12 protein-coding genes are annotated in these 19,028 nt (G+C 40.5%); 8 read left to right on the plus strand and 4 right to left on the minus strand.

Going from position 1 to position 19,028, the window contains the following annotated elements:
- Positions 1-45 precede the first annotated feature (45 nt).
- Complete coding sequence (locus B4G94_RS21835) at positions 46-1,491, plus strand: hypothetical protein (protein ID WP_286861942.1); 1,446 nt, start codon at positions 46-48, stop codon at positions 1,489-1,491.
- Positions 1,492-1,669: 178 nt separating this feature from the next.
- Here the strand turns inward: B4G94_RS21835 and B4G94_RS21840 are convergent, their stop codons facing one another.
- The 4 genes from B4G94_RS21840 to B4G94_RS21855 form a co-directional block, all read right to left on the minus strand.
- Positions 1,670-3,139, minus strand: a complete 1,470-nt coding sequence (locus B4G94_RS21840) for a glycine--tRNA ligase (RefSeq protein ID WP_286861944.1) — start codon at positions 3,137-3,139, stop codon at positions 1,670-1,672.
- A gap of 134 nt (positions 3,140-3,273) precedes the next feature.
- A complete protein-coding gene (gene bcp / locus B4G94_RS21845; RefSeq protein WP_286861946.1) occupies positions 3,274-3,735 on the minus strand; it encodes a thioredoxin-dependent thiol peroxidase in 462 nt (153 codons plus the stop codon).
- Positions 3,736-3,865: 130 nt separating this feature from the next.
- Positions 3,866-5,590 carry a M23 family metallopeptidase gene (locus tag B4G94_RS21850; RefSeq protein ID WP_286861948.1) on the minus strand — a complete coding sequence of 575 codons (1,725 nt, stop codon included), beginning with the start codon at positions 5,588-5,590 and terminating at the stop codon, positions 3,866-3,868.
- 11 nt (positions 5,591-5,601) lie between these two features.
- Entirely contained in the window at positions 5,602-6,213 is a 612-nt protein-coding gene (locus tag B4G94_RS21855) for a fumarylacetoacetate hydrolase family protein (RefSeq protein WP_286861949.1), read from the minus strand.
- Positions 6,214-6,696: 483 nt separating this feature from the next.
- Between B4G94_RS21855 and B4G94_RS21860 the strand changes: the two genes are divergently transcribed.
- The 7 genes from B4G94_RS21860 to B4G94_RS21890 all read left to right on the plus strand — a co-directional run bounded on the left by B4G94_RS21860 (position 6,697) and on the right by B4G94_RS21890 (position 19,018).
- Entirely contained in the window at positions 6,697-7,332 is a 636-nt protein-coding gene (locus tag B4G94_RS21860; protein ID WP_286861951.1) for a DUF6266 family protein, read from the plus strand.
- Between the two features lie 36 nt (positions 7,333-7,368).
- Positions 7,369-8,028: an HAD family hydrolase gene (locus tag B4G94_RS21865; RefSeq protein WP_286861953.1), complete on the plus strand. Its 660-nt coding sequence runs from the start codon at positions 7,369-7,371 to the stop codon at positions 8,026-8,028.
- Between the two features lie 87 nt (positions 8,029-8,115).
- The gene (locus B4G94_RS21870) at positions 8,116-8,604 is read left to right on the plus strand and encodes a gluconate 2-dehydrogenase subunit 3 family protein (RefSeq protein ID WP_108634856.1); all 489 of its coding nucleotides are present in this window, start codon (positions 8,116-8,118) and stop codon (positions 8,602-8,604) included.
- A 7-nt stretch (positions 8,605-8,611) separates the two neighbouring features.
- Positions 8,612-10,327, plus strand: coding sequence for a GMC oxidoreductase (locus B4G94_RS21875; protein WP_286862172.1), 1,716 nt, complete (start codon positions 8,612-8,614; stop codon positions 10,325-10,327).
- A 382-nt stretch (positions 10,328-10,709) separates the two neighbouring features.
- Entirely contained in the window at positions 10,710-13,886 is a 3,177-nt protein-coding gene (locus B4G94_RS21880; protein WP_286861955.1) for a SusC/RagA family TonB-linked outer membrane protein, read from the plus strand.
- A 17-nt stretch (positions 13,887-13,903) separates the two neighbouring features.
- Positions 13,904-15,466: a RagB/SusD family nutrient uptake outer membrane protein gene (locus tag B4G94_RS21885; RefSeq protein ID WP_286861956.1), complete on the plus strand. Its 1,563-nt coding sequence runs from the start codon at positions 13,904-13,906 to the stop codon at positions 15,464-15,466.
- 498 nt (positions 15,467-15,964) lie between these two features.
- Entirely contained in the window at positions 15,965-19,018 is a 3,054-nt protein-coding gene (locus tag B4G94_RS21890; RefSeq protein ID WP_286861958.1) for a SusC/RagA family TonB-linked outer membrane protein, read from the plus strand.
- Positions 19,019-19,028 lie beyond the last annotated feature (10 nt).

Raw genomic sequence — 19,028 nt, forward strand, 5'->3', positions numbered from 1 at the left:
TAATTTTAATCTGCCGGTTAGTTAACTTATAAATCATTCATAATTATGAAAACGAAAACCCAGTCTACATGGGGAATTTTTTCGTGCCTATTCATCGTGATGCTAGCCGTAACGTCCTCCTGTAAGAAAAATGCAAAACTTCCTCCTGAAGAAAGCAATGAAAAAACACATGCAGTAACATTCAAAATCAAAGATTTTGAAACGATTGTAAGCCCCTTGAAAGCGCAATCGCCCAAATCCAAAAGTGCGTCGACCACCGGAAGCGGCACAGAAAATCAACTCCTCTACCATTGGAATTTTGATAATGGAAACGCTGACCCAACTATAGCGCTTGAGGATGCAGCTGTCATCGATTACAATAATGGTAAAACTGACTATAGCTATGTCGCCGGTTGGCCAACGTCCGGAAAAAGCATTAGCTTCAAAGGAGCCACGGAGATTCTGATCAAGATACCGGCGTCGGGCATTGCTACTTTGGCCAATCTGACTTTTGATGCCAATAGTTCGGGCACTGGACCCCGAGCTTTAGTATTGAGCTATTCGACCAATCAAGGTGCTACATTTACCAACTTAGCCGATACAATTCATTACCCGTCAAATCTTACTATTTCAGGGAAGCTAGCAGTGGAGCAATCGCTCCATTCGATTACGCTAACGGCAGCCAAGGAATGTTGGTTAAAATTAACGCTATTTGCGGGAAATAGAAACGGTGGAAGTAACTACAACGAAAGTACGGGGACTTTTAAAATGGACAATGTCAAAATTATGGGAACGACCGATCAATCTGTTTTGCCTGATAAATTGTACTACCACATCTTTGACGCCAATACCAAACTGCTGGTGAAGGCGGGGACACTCAATGCAAAAGAAAAGTTTAATGTCGCTTTGCCCAAAGGAACTTATTACCTGAGCCTGCTATCTAAAAATTCAGCTACGCCACTAATAATTCCGGCTTCGGTGACCGACCTTAGGAGCCTTTCGGTTTCAAATACTTTCAGTGAGCAGTCCGCTGCGGTATTTGCGGTGCGGGATACTTTTGACGTGCGGGAATCCCTTGAAAGGGTATTGACCATGGGCCGGATCTATAGTGAAGTTAAATTTGAATGTACAGATACTGAGGGGCTAGATCTTGTTGACAGTATTCAAATTAAACAACAGCATAATGCTTTTCTATATTATCCTTTCGCAACGGTGGTGGATGAAAAATCAGATAATACCATGCTGAGCGTCATTCCTAATTTTGCTAATAATTCAAAAACCTTTGTATTTAATCAGTTTATGGGCGATGTCCCAGAAAATAAGATGGTTAGGTACGAGTTGCGTATTTTCAGAAAGGGGGAACTTGCGCGTACATTTGAGCTGAGCAGTGAGATTCGGAATAACGTACAGCTTCTATTCAAAGGAAAACTACTCGATGGAATAAGTGAAAATCCAGGTTTTCAGGTGATTAAAAATGAAAAGTGGCGTGATAATGTCGTGGTAGAATACTGATCTTAAAAATCAAACCAATAAGCCAATTGAATAGATAAAAAAAATAGGTGTGTCCGATCTTGTTGGGCACACCTATTTTTTTGTTGTTCCCCATGTTGTCTCTTATCAAAATTCAACTCAGGGATTTTGCTGTTTGCCTTTTGGACAGCTTTTTTTTCTGTCACGGGGCAAATTAAATTTATAGCAGTTTTTTTAGCAAGGTATTCCAGCCGGTTAAATCATTTAAGATCCTTTCAAGATCGGCGATCGCTACGCGTTCCTGTTCCATGGTATCGCGGTGGCGGATCGTAACGGTATTGTCTTCCAAAGAATCGTAATCAACAGTAATACAGATTGGTGTTCCGATTGCATCCTGGCGGCGGTAGCGTTTTCCGATTGCATCTTTTTCGTCGTATTGAACATTGTAATCCAATTTCAACGTATTTAAGATCTCGCGTGCTTTCTCTGGTAAGCCGTCTTTTTTGGTCAATGGTAAGATCGCTGCTTTCACTGGTGCCAATGCTGGCGGGAATTTTAATACCACACGAGAATCTTGTTTTTCTGCTGTAGAAAGATCCTCTGTTACCAATGAATTACATAAAACCGTTAAAAACAAACGATCCAATCCGATGGAAGTTTCGATGACATAAGGAATGTAATTTTGATTGATCTCGGGATCAAAATATTGCATTTTCTTTTTGGAATATTCCTGATGCTGTTTCAGGTCAAAATCCGTACGGGAGTGAATACCCTCCACTTCTTTAAATCCAAAAGGGAAGTTAAACTCGATATCCACAGCGGCATTGGCATAATGTGCCAATTTATCGTGATCATGGTAACGGTAGTTAGCCGGATCAAATCCTAGCGCTAAATGCCATTTTAGACGTGTTTCTTTCCATTTGTTGTACCATTCCAGTTCAGTGCCCGGACGGCAGAAGAATTGCATTTCCATTTGTTCAAACTCACGCATACGCATGATAAACTGGCGTGCAATGACTTCGTTACGGAAAGCTTTTCCGATCTGAGCAATACCAAAAGGAATTTTCATACGACCTGTCTTCTGAACGTTCAGGAAGTTAACAAAAATACCTTGAGCAGTTTCCGGACGAAGATAAACCTGATCTGCCCCATCTGCCATGGCACCCATCTGCGTGGCAAACATCAAATTGAATTGACGTACTTCAGTCCAATTTTTGGTGCCTGAAACCGGACAAACGATATTATGCTCTTCAATGATTGATTTTAAACCAGCAAGATCGTCCGCATTTAATGCAGTGTTTAATGCTTCTAAAAGCGCTGCTGCTTCTTTAGTCTTTCCGTCTGCTTCATAACGTGCAATTTTGTCTTCGATCAATTGGTCAGCACGGTAACGCTTTTTTGAATCTTTATTATCGATCATTGGGTCATTGAACCCATCCACGTGACCAGATGCTTTCCAGGTTGTCGGGTGCATGAAAATTGCGGCATCGATACCGACAATATTTTCGTGCAATTGAACCATAGATTTCCACCAATAAGTCTTTAGGTTGTTTTTAAGTTCAGAACCTAATTGACCATAATCGTAGACGGCACTTAATCCGTCATATATTTCGCTCGATTGGAATACAAAACCGTATTCCTTCGCGTGTGATACTACACTTTTGAAAAAATCGTCTGTCTGTTTGCTCATAAGTGGCAAATATAGATATTAGTATTTAGATTTTAGATATAAGATTCTAGATATGAGATATTAGATCCAGATTGCCATCCAAATGAAATTGACATCATAAAATGGCATTCGAACCTCGACATCAATATAGGCCATTAAATGCTCAGATCGCGTATCTGTTGGGATGCATTCTTGTTGTCCACTTTTTTGATGATGTGCTGAATGATACCCTGCTCATCGATCACAAAGGTCGTCCGTGCCGTACCCATATATTTTTTTCCGTACATGTTTTTTTCTACCCATACACCATATGCCTCAACAAGGCTTTTGTCTTCATCTACAAGAAGTTGAAACGGCAGTTCGTGTTTTGTGATAAACTTTTTATGAGAAGCCTCATTGTCCACACTTACACCGATAATTTCAAAGCCCTCTTTTTTCAACGATTGATAGTTATCCCTAAAATTGCAGGCCTCGGTTGTACATCCGGGCGTATTGTCTTTGGGGTAAAAGTAGAGAATTACTTTTTTTCCTTTAAAATCCGAGAGATGGACCGTTTCACCATTTTGATTTTTTGCACTGAAATCCGGTGCTTGTTGTCCTATTTCTAGTGTTGCCATATATATAATCTATTTAGCCCATTAAGATACGATATTATCCGATAAAAATCCATCATGCGCGCTAGACTTGATCACAAAAAGATCGGGGAATAAAAGCCCATGACGGAGACAGCTCCCCGCAGGAGTTAAACTATCTGCTGAATGAGGCTTCGTATGTTTTTAAATTTCCTTTATTGTCTTTCACTTCCAGTTTGAAGCTGTGCATGCCACTGCCGAGATTGGATTCGAAGTCATGCCACAGGTGTCTTGTTTTGGGATCATATTTCATTAAAGCCCACTTCCCGTCTATATAAGCATCGAAGGTATCTATCCCCGAGAGATTATCGCTGATGGTAAAATCTATGGAGCGTTGACTGGATACATTCTTGCCGTCGGTCAGGTTACGCGCAGTGATATTAGGGGCAATTGTATCCACGGCAACATAGAACCCACCAAATTCACGCACATTGGCGACAACCCAGCCATTTTCATATTTACCACCTTGCGCTCCGCCGTCCGTGGAGACGATCAGTGCCTTACCATATAGACCTTCCGGTAAGCTATAGTCCGGCTTGATCATCAGTTTGTAATAGCCAAATACCGGTGTATAGCTATTGTGGATGTAATGCGTTGCCGAATAACCCTTAGCTGGTTTGGTACCTTGGGAATAATTAAAATAAAGGTCATTGTAAAGAATATTTTTCCCCATATAGACGCGCGCATTTTCAGCCTCATATTTGTTTTCATCGGCATAATGGAACATTTTTAGCCCTTCAGCCGGCTTGCGGCTGATCGCTAAAGACGGGTTGTTCTGTACTTTAAAATTGAGTTCGCTTTTATTGCCCTGCACATCCTTGACCACATATTTTATGTCATGGACTTCATTGTCCTTCAACTCGATCATACCCAAGTTGTCCAGGTGTTTATAGATCGTAATAGGATTATTGGGATCTTTGAAGCTTTTCTGTACGCGGACGCCCGATTTCTTGAGGTAAGGGTAGTCGATATATGATTGAATCGCCCGGGTCTGGTCAAACGGGATGGCTTCGAATAGTATGGTACTGATATTTTTGTTGTCAAGAAATAGTTCGATCGAATAAACACCGTACGTAAAAGAAATACCGCCGCGTCTGTCTACGGTATTGATGCCTAGTCCAAAGTTGCCATTGACCGGAATAGGGGAGCCAGATGCTAAACTATAATTGCCGTCACCAACTGATCGGATGGTCTGATGCCTGCGTGGTGTATTCTCGTCAAAAATTTCGCGGCCGAGATCATAAACAGTTATACCACGGATTAATGGTTTGACACCATCGGGAAACAACAGTCCAAATAATTGTGGATTTAGGGGCAGCTGCGCCTTGGTATCCCGTATTTCAAAATGTAGGTGCGGCCCTGCTGAACCGCCTGTGTTTCCGGAATTGGCGATAAATTCTCCTTTTTTGACCGGTACTTGGTTAGGTTTTAAAAATACATCGACATCAAAGCGTTTTTGTTTGTACTGCTCATCTTTTATAATATTTGCCAGGTCAGAATTAAAGCTCTCCAGATGCATATATACAGAGGTATATCCATTGGGATGGTCAATGTATACATAATTGCCACCGCCGCCAATTTGTACACGTACACGGGAGACAAAGCCTTCCGCTGCCGCATGGACGGGGATATTGATACGCTGTTGGGTACGATAATCATCGCCCCCATGGAAGTGTGTCGCCCGTAACTCCCCAAATGACCCCGAAGCCTGGGGAGCAATATCCATCGGTCGCACAAAATAGTTTTGTGGATAATTGCGGCTTTTGATAATATCCTGGGCCCGGACGAGACCAATAGCCACGCTTAATATGCCAAATAAAAATGTTGTTTTTTTTATCATGTCTACTTCCCTTATTTGATCTTGCAGCTAAACATTTTTTGTTCTCCGATATATCCTTCCAACAGATCCCCTATTGCTACAGGGCCAACACCAACAGGTGTGCCTGTATAAATCAGGTCACCTTTGCGGAGCGTGATAAACTTTGATGTATAAACAATCAGCTCTTCATAGGAAAAAATCATGTCCCTGGTGTTACCCTGTTGCACCGTTTGTCCATTTTGTTGCAGAGAGAAATCAATCGCATAGACATCCGCTAAATCTTCCTTTGGGATCATGTTGCTAATCACAGCGGAGTGGTCAAAGGCCTTTGCCAATTCCCAGGGAAGGCTTTTTGCTTTTAATTCCTGCTGTACATCTCTTGCGGTGAAGTCGATTCCAAGGCCAATGGCATCGTAATAAGTTGACGCAAATTTTGGCGTGACATGTTTACCTTCTTTGCAAACGCGGAGCACCACCTCAGTCTCGAACTGGATGTTTTTGGAAAACTCGGGGTAATAAAAATCTTTGTTGTCCTTTAAGACCGCGGTGTCGGGTTTTAAAAATATGATGGGATTTTCAGGGACTGGATTATTGAGCTCTTTCGCGTGGTCGATGTAATTTCGGCCGATGGCAATTATTTTCATTGTGTAAGTCTTTTAATGCGATGAAGCTTTCAGATTTTTTGCGCTATATTATGATGGCAACTATTCATCGTTTACTTTTTAGTCATTGATGAATTTATCATACTCACGCCGAATAAATCATCAAGATTTCATGCCTGTCTATTTTCTGAATGATATCGGAACATTTCTCAAGAGAACGACGAATTTATGGGCATGATATGCCCGCTCGGTTACTTGAAAAAACAAACTTAACAAATGTCCTAAGCTTATCCAAAAATGATCGACAGCAACTGGAGTTATCATGTATATAGTCTTATTTATTTATATAGGTTTTAGTTAGGGTTTGTTTAGGTTTTAGTTAGGTTTAGTTTAGGTATTAGCTAACTAAAACCTAAACTAAACCTAAGCTAATATTAACTTAAATCTAAACTAATGAAAACCTTATTACGAATTATTTGTTGAGCTGGAAATAGAGAAATTATAATTAAACCAAAAACTTAACAAATGGCAATATTAGAGGATGGTCCCAATGGTGGTTTTCGGGGCAAAGTAGGATCGGTATATGGATATAATCTCAAAGGACAATGGATTATTCGAGGGGCGAGGAGGAAAAGTAATAAACCTCCGACTGAGGCACAGCGTTTACATCGCCAAAAAATGAAAGCTGTCGGACAGTTTTGTGCGGAAAACAAGGCTGTTTTTGATTTTGGCTATGAGCTAAAAAAAGAAAAAGGGTCTAAATATGGTGCATTTCAGCTTGCGCAAAAACATGTTTTCAATGATGTGCTAGCTTTTGATGCTGCTTATAATCCTGTCGTGTCTTTTGAAAACTTGAACGTATTTGTGGGGGATCTAACACCGCCTGAGGGTGCTAAGGTAAGTGTGAATGACGGACGTATATGTTTGGAATGGACACCAAACCCAACGTATGATGACGACATTTATAAGTTAAATCTAGCATGCGTTAGCTTAAAAGATTTTTGTTCATTAAAATTAGCAATTGCATCCGCTAGGGATGGTCAATGTGTTGTGGATATACCGGTTGAATTAAATCAGAAAGCTGAATATCATGTCTACATCGGCTATTGGGACACTTATAGAGGTGCATTTTCAAATTCGGCCTATTGTGGCATCATTTAATAGGATTTTTCAGCCTACTTGTGTATCTTTAACACTATGAATAAACTACAAGCCGTTTTGTTTGATCTGGACGGTACCCTAATTGATTCGGAATATTTCTACTTTAAAAATTGGGCACCGATCTTAAAACAAGAATTTGATCTGCAGATAACTTATGACGATTGGATTCGCGATTTTGCCGGACATACGTTGGCGCATAACGTGAAACGCCTGGTTGAAGATTATGGATATGATACCACAGAGGAACATATGTGGAAAAGGACGCGTGCTGCTTATGCTGATTCCAATATGAGCGATATCGAATTAATGCCTTTTGCGAAAGATATTTTAACTTATCTAAAAGCAAATAACATTCGGATCGGATTGGTGACCTCAAGCTATCGCAGTACGGTGGATACCGTTTTGGGAAAACATAAACTGCTGGATTACTTTGAGTTTTTTGTGACAAGGGAATGCGTGGAGTCTCCGAAGCCGAATCCCGAGCCTTATCGTTTGGCGTTGACGAAATTGGGCTTAGCGGGAGACTCTTGTGTTGCGATCGAAGATACCATAACAGGAAGTAGATCTGCTTTAGATGCCGGCTTGCAGTTGATTGCGGTAACAAAACAAGAAGTGGAACGTGCTAGACTAACAGATGTTGATAACATTGTGGAAAACTTGCAGGAGGCAAAACAGTTGTTATCTGACTGGATTTAAAGGGAGTCGTATAATTTAATCGTTTTAGCATTTGTAATTTTATTCGGATATACGTAATATTACCGAATTGTAAAGGGAACACTGATTATGAACCGTAGAACCGCAATAAAGCAATTTTTCATTATCGCAGGCGGACTGACAATTTTGTCATCCTGTCTAAATGATGGTGGTGCATCGATTGTATTGAATAAGCTGAAATTATCAGCAGAGGATGAGCAATTTTTAGGAGATCTTGTGGATGTGCTTATCCCAAAATCGGATACACCGGGAGGGAAGGAACTCAACCTGCACCTGTTTGTAATTAAGATGGTGGATGATTGTGAATCGCCGGAAAATCAGGAGAAATTTGTCTCTGGTTTTAATAAACTAAGAAAGCAACTTAATCTGGCCAATGCTAAGGAAACAGAAAATTCCTTGGCCAACCTGAAAGATAAAACGGATGAAAAGATCTTTTTTGAGATTTTTAAATCGCGTGCGATCCAAGGTTATATGAATTCAGAATATGTGATGAAGAATAAGGTGATTTACAAGCTTATTCCGGGACCGTACAACGGAGCGGTAAAAATTAATGGATAAATCCAACATGGCGAATCTAAATATTGACAGTGAAAAAAATAGAACTTATGATGCGATAGTGATAGGTTCGGGAATTAGTGGGGGTTGGTCCGCAAAAGAATTGTGCGAGAAGGGACTAAAGACCCTGGTATTGGAGCGTGGGCGTGATGTGCAACATATTAAGGATTATCCGACCACGAATATGATGCCCTGGGAGTTTGAACATCGGAATGAAATGCCTTATCAAGTGAAAGCGGAAAATCCGATTGTCAGCAAATGCTATGCTTTTCATGAAGACGCAGCGCATTTCTTTGTAAAAGACAAAGAGCATCCTTACATACAGGAAAAACCTTTTGACTGGATCAGAGGATATCAGGTGGGGGGAAAATCTTTGCTATGGGCGAGACAGACACAACGTTGGTCAGACTTTGACTTCGAAGGTCCGGCACGTGATGGTTTTGCGGTAGATTGGCCTATTCGCTATGCGGATTTAGCCCCATGGTATGCCTATGTAGAGAAATTTGCAGGTATTGCTGGGGACCATGACGGACTTCCGGAGTTACCTGATGGTGAATTCCTGCCGGGATATCCATTGAATATTGTTGAAAAATATTTCAAGGAAAGGGTGCAAAAGAAATTCCCGGAACGCAAGGTGATCTCGGCACGCTGTGCACACCTTTCTAAACCCAACCAGATTCATATTGAGCAGGGCCGTGTACAATGCCAAAATCGGGTGCTGTGCCAAAGAGGATGTCCTTTTGGTGGATATTTTAGTTCCAATGCAACGACAATTCCTTGGGCCGCTAAAACCGGAAATATGACCCTTCGTCCACATTCGGTGGTTCATTCTATCTTATATGATGAACAAAAAGGAAAAGCCGTAGGTGTTCGTGTCATCGATACAGATTCCAAGGAGGAAATCGACTTTTATGCAAAATTGATTTTTGTCAATGCAGCTGCGATCAATACCAATCTGATCTTATTGAATTCCAAATCCAACCGTTTTCCAAATGGTTTGGGTAACGATAGTGGGGTACTGGGAAAATATGTCGCTTTCCATAATTATAGTGCACGTATTTATGCAGAATACGAAGGTCTACTGGATTTTACCGCAGAAGGCAGAAATCCTGCTGGCGGTGGATATATCCCTCGTTTTCGTAATCTGCATAAACAGGAGACAGACTTCTTACGGGGCTATGCAGCAGGGTTCGGCGCATCCCGCAGTAAAGAATCAGACCGTTCTGGCTTAGGCTTAGGACTTAAAGAGAATCTGTTAAATCCGAAGCTTGGGATCTGGCAGGTGGGTTCGCACATGATGGGCGAGACCATACCAAAAGAGTCGGGTATGGTGTCTCTGGATGGCAGTAAAAAAGATGATTGGGGCATTCCATTGTTAAAGATTGCCGTCGATTATGATGAGAACGATGAAAAAATGAAAAAGGATTACATCGCGGTCATGACGGAGATGTTTACCGATGCTGGTTTCACGAACATCCGTCCGGATACACATTGGCAGGCTCCAGGGCTGGATATCCATGAGATGGGCGGCGCACGCATGGGACACGATCCGAAAACATCTGTATTGAACAAATGGAATCAGATGCATGCGGTAAAAAATGTGTTTGTTACCGATGGTGCCTGTATGACTTCGACATCAACACAAAATCCTTCATTGACCTATATGGCCTTTTCAGCACGTTCGGTTGATTATGCGATCAGCGAAATGAAAAAAGGAAATATCTAGTTTTGGCGGGGAAAGATTTTGAAAATAAATCCTTCCCCGTTTGAATTTAAAATACTAACTTACGACCTAAATAACATTTGAAAGACATAACCAAAAAAGAGAAGACAAACAGCAATTAAACAGTATAAACCAAACGAACAAACCAATTTTTTTTACAAAAAAAGCAAAAGCGATTTAGTGTCTTAGGTGCATATATCTATCAGTTAAACTGAGCTATACTGATAGTTTGAGTGCAACCGATGCGCTAGATTGAAAAATGTATAAGGTCGAGCGAATAAGCTAAAACCTTTTATAATAATCGATTACAGGGAAAACTAAATTAAACTAAGCGTTTCTAGCTTCTTTTTGCTAAAACGTTTTTATAAACCAAATCACTATTAATATGAGCAAAGTTGACGTAAAATCATTTGCGCAGCTGGGGAAAAAATCAAAGCTATTTTTCTCATTAGCTGTCATTGCTGGTACTTTCCAACAAGTCAATGCGGCTGTAGCAACTTCGACAAATGACGAAGGTAAATCCTTCGTAAAAGAAGTTCGTAATCTACAGCAGCAAGTGAAAGGAAAAGTACTGGATGCTACTGGCAAACCCCTTGTGGGGGCCTCTGTAGCAGTTAAGGGAACTGCTATCGGTACCCAATCGGATGCCCAGGGAAATTTCACTGTTGAAGCTAAAGCTGGTGACGTATTGGTGGTCTCTTCTGTCGGTTATAAATCGAAAGAAGTTACGGTCACTGGCAGCACGGTTTCCGTACAATTGGAAGATGACCAGAGCCAATTGGATGAAGTTGTTGTTGTCGGTTATGGTACAATGCGCAAATCGGATGTAACGGGTTCCATTGCGATGGTCAAAGGTGCGGATATGATCAAAGATCAAAGCTTCAGTCCTTTGGATGCCTTGAGAGGAAAGGCATCAGGGGTGAATATCTTCTCTAACTCCAGCCAACCGGGAGCTTATGCCAACCGGGTTGTTATCCGTGGTGTAGCGACAATCAATTCCTCTTCGAATCCTTTGTATGTGGTGGATGGTGTTGTGATGGAAGATTTCCATTTGTTGAACCCAAATGATATTGAAAACATCGAAGTCTTAAAAGATGCCTCTTCAGCAGCGATCTATGGTGCCCGTGGTGCGAACGGTGTGATCTTAGTGACAACAAAACGTGGAAGTAAAGATGGCACACGTACAATCAGTTATCAAGGATCAGCAGGTGTAAGTTCTGTACAGCGTTATATGGATGTTCTGAATGCACAGGAGTGGGTTGATGCCTTTATGATCGGTCTGGAAAATGAAAATAAATACGCCGCACAATTTCTAAAAGACAGAGATAAGAACTGGACCCCTTGGTCATTAAATAAAAAGGACTGGTTCAATGATCCAAACTATTTTGATGCCAACGGAAATCCGTTATATGATACGGATTGGCAGCGAGAGGCGACTAGAACAGCCATTTCCCATAATCACCAATTGAATGTACAACAAGGCGATGAGAAATCATCTGTAGGTGCCTTCTTAAATTACACGGATCAGCAGGGTGTGGTAAACAATACCTGGAACAAGCGTGTAAATGCTAAGATGGCTTATGATGCGAAACCTACCTCTTGGTTGTCCACGGCTATCAATTTGAGTGTCAACCACACATGGGGTAGATACACGCCAGAAGATGGAGGAGGACAGGAAGCACGTCGGACCATGATCGAAATGCTGCCTTGGTATCCTGTTTATGATCAGAATGGTAAGTATACCAATTCCTCTTCATCTACAGTATCTGATAAATTAGGATTTGAAGGAATGGCTAATCCGGTATCAATTTTAGACCTGCAAAAAAGGACGCGTTACAATACACAGATCTTTGGAAATGCCGCATTAACATTTCACCTCGCAGATGGCCTGGATCTGAAAACGCAATTGGGTATTGATAGCCATCGAAAAATCTATAAAGGCTACTCATCTATATCCTTGAACAATATTTCTAGACCGAATGGCTGGGCTGAAATTAATAATACCAATACACTTTATTGGCAGGAGGAGACTTATTTGACCTATAATAAGCAATTCGACAAACATCGGATTAATGTGATGGGGGGGCTTTCATGGCAAGCGAGAACCTATGATAATGACCGTTCGCGGACGACAGGTTTCTTTGATGATTTTTACGAGTATAATAACTTAGGTATCGGTATTAGGCCTGATCCACCAACATCAGCCTGGAATAGATGGGCGATGAACTCCTATTTCGTGCGGGCAGCTTACTCGTATAATGACCGGTATTCAGCAACGGTTACGGGACGTTATGATGGCTCGTCCAAGTTTGGAAAAAACAATAAATATGCCTTTTTCCCATCCGTAGGGTTTGCATGGAATGCGTCTAACGAGGATTTCTTAAAAGAAAATGAATCTATCAGTAATCTGAAATTCCATACCAGCTTTGGTATGACAGGTAACTCAGAGATCGACCCATATAAGTCCTTGGCGATTGTGGATGCCGGAACAATTTTGCTGAATAATAATAGAGCACCCTATTCCTTTGTGAATACCATTGCCAATCCCGATCTAAAATGGGAGAAAACCGCACAGTTTGATGTTGGTGTAGAATTGGGACTATTTCAAAACCGCTTGAATTTTGATGTATCCTATTACCGTAAGAAAACCACAGACCTGTTGTTAGATGCGCCTTTACCAACGGCCTCTGGATTTAGCACCGTGATGAAAAATATCGGATCTGTCCAAAACCAGGGTCTGGACATTATGGTTAACGGAACGATTATAGATAATGAAGATTTCAATTGGAAAGCTTCCGTGAATGCCAACTACAATAAAAATGAGGTATTGTCACTAGGCGAAAATAATGCAGACATTTTAATGAATAGTTGGGTAGGTGGTGCCAATAGTATTATTCGTGTGGGCGAGAACTTAAATAGCTTCTACGGCTACAGAAGGCTAGGTGTTTATACGCAGGCTGACGTGGATGCTGGAAACGCGAAACTGGAAGATATCGGTCGAGCGAAACGTACCAAAGATAAAGAAATCATTGGTAAAGGCTTACCTGACTGGACAGGAAGTTTTGTCAATAATTTGCGCTACAAGAATTTTGATTTTACGCTCGATCTTCAATTTGTGAAAGGTGTAGAAATCATGCAACAATTCTTCCACTCTACCTATGACCGTTTTGGTATTACCAATGGCTTGAAAGAAATTTTGACAGATGCGTATAATGGTTCAAATCCAAATACGATGCAGCAGGCGATCTATCTGACGAATGGTGGACACCGTGGACAGGATTCCAATGTGGATGATGCCTGGGTTACGGATGGATCCTACCTTCGTGTCAATTTAATTCAACTGGGGTACAGCTTTAAACCGGATGCGCTGAAACGTATTGGTCTGCAGAGATTAAGAATCTATGCAAATGCGAACAATCCGTTCTTATTTACTTCGAACGATTTCAAAGGTTATGATCCAGAGAGTACATCACAAGGGGAAGGTAAATTTGGACAAAATATGACCTTTTTTGCATATCCAAGGGCGAAAACTTTCTCATTGGGTGTAAATGTTACATTTTAATCTAGAACTCATTAAAAATGAAAAATAAAATATTTCTGTTGTTGCTAGCCGGCATGGCTTTGACAACATCTTGCAATAAATTTTTGGAAGAGGAACCGAGATCCAATTTATCTTTGGAACAGTATTATGCCAATGAAGGACAAGCGACAGCTACGGTGAATTCGCTTTACCGTCGTGGAGCCCCACAACGTTATTCGGTGGCTGCTAGTGCCTATGTGGGACCAACAGCTTCGATTAATACCATGCTTACAGGTTATTTTATCAATACCTATGAAGGGCAGGAGCAAATCTGCCTATTTGCAAGGCAGTTGACAAGACAACAAAATACCAGCGTTGTATCGAGCACCATGAATACGATTTGGGATGAGAGCTATAAAGCGATTAATATCGCCAATGCGGGTGTCAAGTATATTCCTGGAATCGATATGCCTGAAACCTCTAAAAAAACCTTAATGGCTGAAACAAAGTTTTTTAGAGCATATAATTATTTTTATCTAGTCAAAACATTTGGTGCAATTCCACTGTCGGTCAAACCAAATGAAAAGCTAACAGATGAACTCTATTTGAACAGAACGGATGTTGCGAAAGTTTATGAGTTGATTGAAGCAGATCTGAAAGATGCGGTAGCTGAATTACCCGCTACTACGTTTTCCTCAAGGGGAAATCGGGTAGGCAAGTTTGTAGCTGCAATGACATTGGCCAATGTGTATTTACAACAAGGGAAGTATGCTGATGCAGCAGCAGCAGCCAGAATTGTCATTAATTCGCCACATAAGATGACCGAAAACAAAGACTTGCAGTTAAATAGTGCTTACAATATCTTACGTAAGACAGATAATCTGGAAGAAGTGATTTATGCACAGGAATATGATGCAACGATTAATAATAGTGGATGGTGGACAACCTATGCTTTTAGTTCTTCGGCGACTTCTGTTTTTGACAAATATTCAATTTTTGAGCGGATTTATGGACCGACGAATCAGTTCTTGAATGTATATGATAAGAAAGATCTACGTATCCAGCCGAATCAATTTTTCCATTGGAAGTATACCAATCCAGTGAATGGTAAAACCTGGACATCGGAGGTACCGGGCATCTGGTATTATTTTGATGAGGATGCTACTATAAATACAGGTATTGGAACTAAGGACTGGAATTTTTACCGCTATCCAGAGGCATTATTAATCGCTGCTGAGGGTATTGCAAAATCAACTGGCGTCAGTGCTGAAGCTGCTGGTTATTTGGCTCAGGTAAAAGCGCGTGCTAATACGGAAGGAAAATCTGTAGCGGCATTCACAGCCGAATTACAAACCTTATCTGCTGACAATTTTGTCAAAGAATGTTGGAAAGAACGTCTGCGTGAATTTCCGTTGGAATTCAAAATGTGGGATGATATCCTACGGACGAAAATGTTCCCTGTAATCTCTACGACAGAAGCCGGAAAAATAGACTTTGTACCTTTAATCGGTGCGAAAAATGCATCCGGAGCAACGTTTAAAGAAACCGATTTATTGTGGCCTATCTCGCCTGATGAGATACAGCGCAACAATAAATTGACCCAGAATCCGGGGTATCAATAGGGATAGTAAACTTAGTTATTATATGGATTCATTGATTAGAAATTCGATTCTTCTCAATGAATCCATTTTTTATTGTATTAGTTTAAAATGCTGTTATCGTCGTTATTGCTCCTATAGCAATACGGCAGTTGTGAGTTAAGTTGTTTATTTTAACAACTTTTTTTGATTTAAACTTAAAAATACCTACCTTAATGTCCGAATCAAACACTTAAACTAAAGACTAAACCAAAGGAGAGAATCATATCGAATTTTCAAAAGCAGATTTTGCTTTTTTTACCTGTATAGCAAAACCGATTTTGCTGGGTGAAAAGGGCAATTTAATTGCTTTATCACATTCAATTAAGATTGTTAAACACGGGTTTTACTGATTCCAGCATTTGTTTTAATTACAAATGCTAGAATCATTGCTTTCAACTCAAAATTTTGGGAGGAATACTAACTATAACAAATACGTTTTCAAAAAAGCTAAATCGTTTTACACACCAATAAATACTATATATGAGCATAATTGATTTTAAAACAGTTGCGCGATTAAAGGGGAAATCTAAATTGTTTTTCTCACTCATTGTCCTTGCCGGTACAACGCAGCACGCCCAAGCTTTTTCTTCTGAAAATAGGCTAACGAGTCGATTTTTTAAAGAATTGAAAGGAGATCAAGAACAAATTAAGGGAAAAGTGCTTGATGCCACTGGGAAGCCAATTTCGGGGGTTAGCATCGCGGTAAAAGGGACGTCAACAGGTACACAGTCAGATGTGTCAGGTAATTTCACTTTGGAGGCTAAAACTGGTGATGTATTAGTCGTTTCTTCTATTGGTTACAAAGCCAAGGAAATCACTGTTAATGGAACTGCAATTTCTGTCCAGTTGGAAGAAGATCAGAGCCAATTGGATGAAGTCGTTGTTGTTGGTTATGGGACGCAAAAAATGAAGGAAGTAACATCTTCGGTCGCCCACGTAAGTGCAGACCAATTTCGACAAAGTGGAGCAAGAAACCCCTTGGATCTGATACAAGGTAAGGTCGCAGGTCTTCAGGTTTCCAGAAGTGGATCAAATCCTAATTCGGGAGTAGCCACGCAATTACGGGGTGCAATTTCTGTCACAGGTAGCGCTAGCCCCCTTTTTGTCATTGATGGAATACCTGGAGGTAATCCAGATCTTTTGCAGCAAGATGATATCGAATCTGTGGATGTATTGAAAGATGGATCCGGTGCTGCTATCTATGGAACTAGTGCCAACGCAGGGGTCATTCTAATTACGACAAAAAGGGGAAAACCAGGTAAAGCTATATTCAACTATTCCAGTTATTTTAGGAAGGAGTTTGTTTATAACAAACCTGATTTTTTGACTCCACAGGAGTTTAGGGACAAGATCGCATCCGGTGAGTTAAAGCAAACAGATTTCGGCAATTCCACAAACTTTTTTGATGATTTGATTAATAAAGATAATTTTTCACAAAATCATAATCTTTCATTGTCAGGAGGTAATGAGTCAACTACCTATCGCGGAAGTGTGAATTTTCGAAATCTAGAAGGTATTGCTAAGGAAAATTCGCGAAAGGAGTATACCGTGCGAACAAGTATCAATCAGAAGGGACTTAATGATCGCTTGAACCTGCTCTTGAATATAGCGACAAATACAAACAATGCAAACTTGTTGGGCGGTGGAGGATGGGAAAGTGAAGCGACCAAAAATCCGACGCTTTCAAACTTTAACGAAGATGGATCTTATCGCTATGATCGGACAAGTACAAATGAATTTGCTCGATTATTTACCGAAACTAGTTATCGGAAACAACAGACATCTTCACTCGACGGAAAAGCGGATTTAAATATAATTGAAGGGTTGAAGGCCAGTGTTTTTGGGTCAGTGCAGCGTAATTCTTATATAGATGGTGCTTATAGGGCTTTAAATAGCGAAGCATCGTTGGAAGACCAAGATTATCCAGGTGGCGGGTATGCTTCCAAATCCAATCTGTTGAATGAAAAGTATGCGTTTGAGCCCACACTCCAATATAATACGACAGTCGCAGAGAAACATGGCATAACAGCATTGGCAGGTTACAGTTATCGTTATGAGAAAGATGAGGGGCAAAGTGCAGACAATAGGGGCTTTATAAACGATCGTTTTAATGAGGATAACATGTCGGAAGGGCAAGCGCTACGCGATGGACGTGCCAACCTGGACAGTTATAAAAACGATAATACATTGATCGCTTTTTTTGGTCGGATAAATTATACTTTCTCGGATAAGTATATGGCCCAATTTATTCTAAGACGTGAAGGCTCATCCAAATTCGGTGCGAATAACAAATGGGGAAGCTTTCCTGCAGTGTCGGTAGGCTGGAATATCAGCAATGAAGACTTTATGAAGGATGTTGGTTTTATAAATAATTTGAAATTACGTGCAGGTTATGGCGAAACGGGAAATACGGGTTTTGCAAATAATGCCTCTCGATTGACCTTAGGAGGAGGAGGTAAGTATTTGTACCCAGATGAAATCTATCGGGAGACCTATGGTCCTGACCGTAACCCTAACCCAAATTTGAGGTGGGAGACCAAGAAGGAGACAAATATTGGCGTTGATTTCACGATGTTGAGCAATAAGCTTTCAGGTTCAATTGATCTTTTTCAAAGGAAAACCGTTGATCTATTAGACACTTATAAGACACCGCAACCGCCTTATATAAGAGAAAATGTTTATTCTAATGTGGGTACACTTTCTTCAAAAGGTATTGAATTGGCATTGAGTTATCGTGCTATTGATCGAGATAATTTTAAGTGGAATATGGACTTTACGGCGAGTACATTGAAGAATGTAATGGAAAGTTATTCGAATAATATTTTTACGGTCAGATATAAGGAGTTCGGAGATATAGGTGGAGCAGGGGCGTTAGGGAACGCTTTCACCACCTATGAAGGACATCGTATCGGCGAGTTTTTTGGTAAGCGATTTGCTGGATTTGATGACGAAGGAAAATGGCTGTTTTATAATCGAAATGGCGAAGCTGTACACAATGACGCGATCAATAATTCAAGAGATGATTTAAATGCTTCTGACCTGGCAGTGTTAGGAAACGCGGTTCCAAAATATTATCTCTCTTGGACCAATAATTTTTCTTATAAAAATTTTGATTTAAGAATCTTTATGCGAGGTAAATTCGACTACGATATATTAAACACGACAGCGCTTTCTTACGGCAACAAAGTATGGTCAGGGAATCTTTTGAGAGACGCATTTACCAAATATAAAGAAATAGACGATACCTATATGTACTCTGATTATTATTTGGAGAGTGGTAGCCACTTAAAAATTGATGAAGTTACGATCGGTTATCGGTTTAAATTGAAGAACAATACATGGGTAAATAATGTACGCGCGTATTTGACCGTTCAGAATTTGGCAACCATTACTGGTTATTCGGGAAATGATCCAGATTTTGTATTGGATACTGGCTTAGGGAACGAAATTAATGGGCAGCGTTTGGGCATTGACAGTAGAGGTCCTTATCCCAACACCAGGTCGCTTTTGTTTGGCGTAAATTTTAGTTTTTAATGAATGATTA

It is taken from the genome of Sphingobacterium sp. UBA7625 (assembly GCF_002484085.1).
In the GTDB taxonomy this organism is placed as follows: Bacteria; Bacteroidota; Bacteroidia; order Sphingobacteriales; family Sphingobacteriaceae; genus Sphingobacterium; species Sphingobacterium athyrii.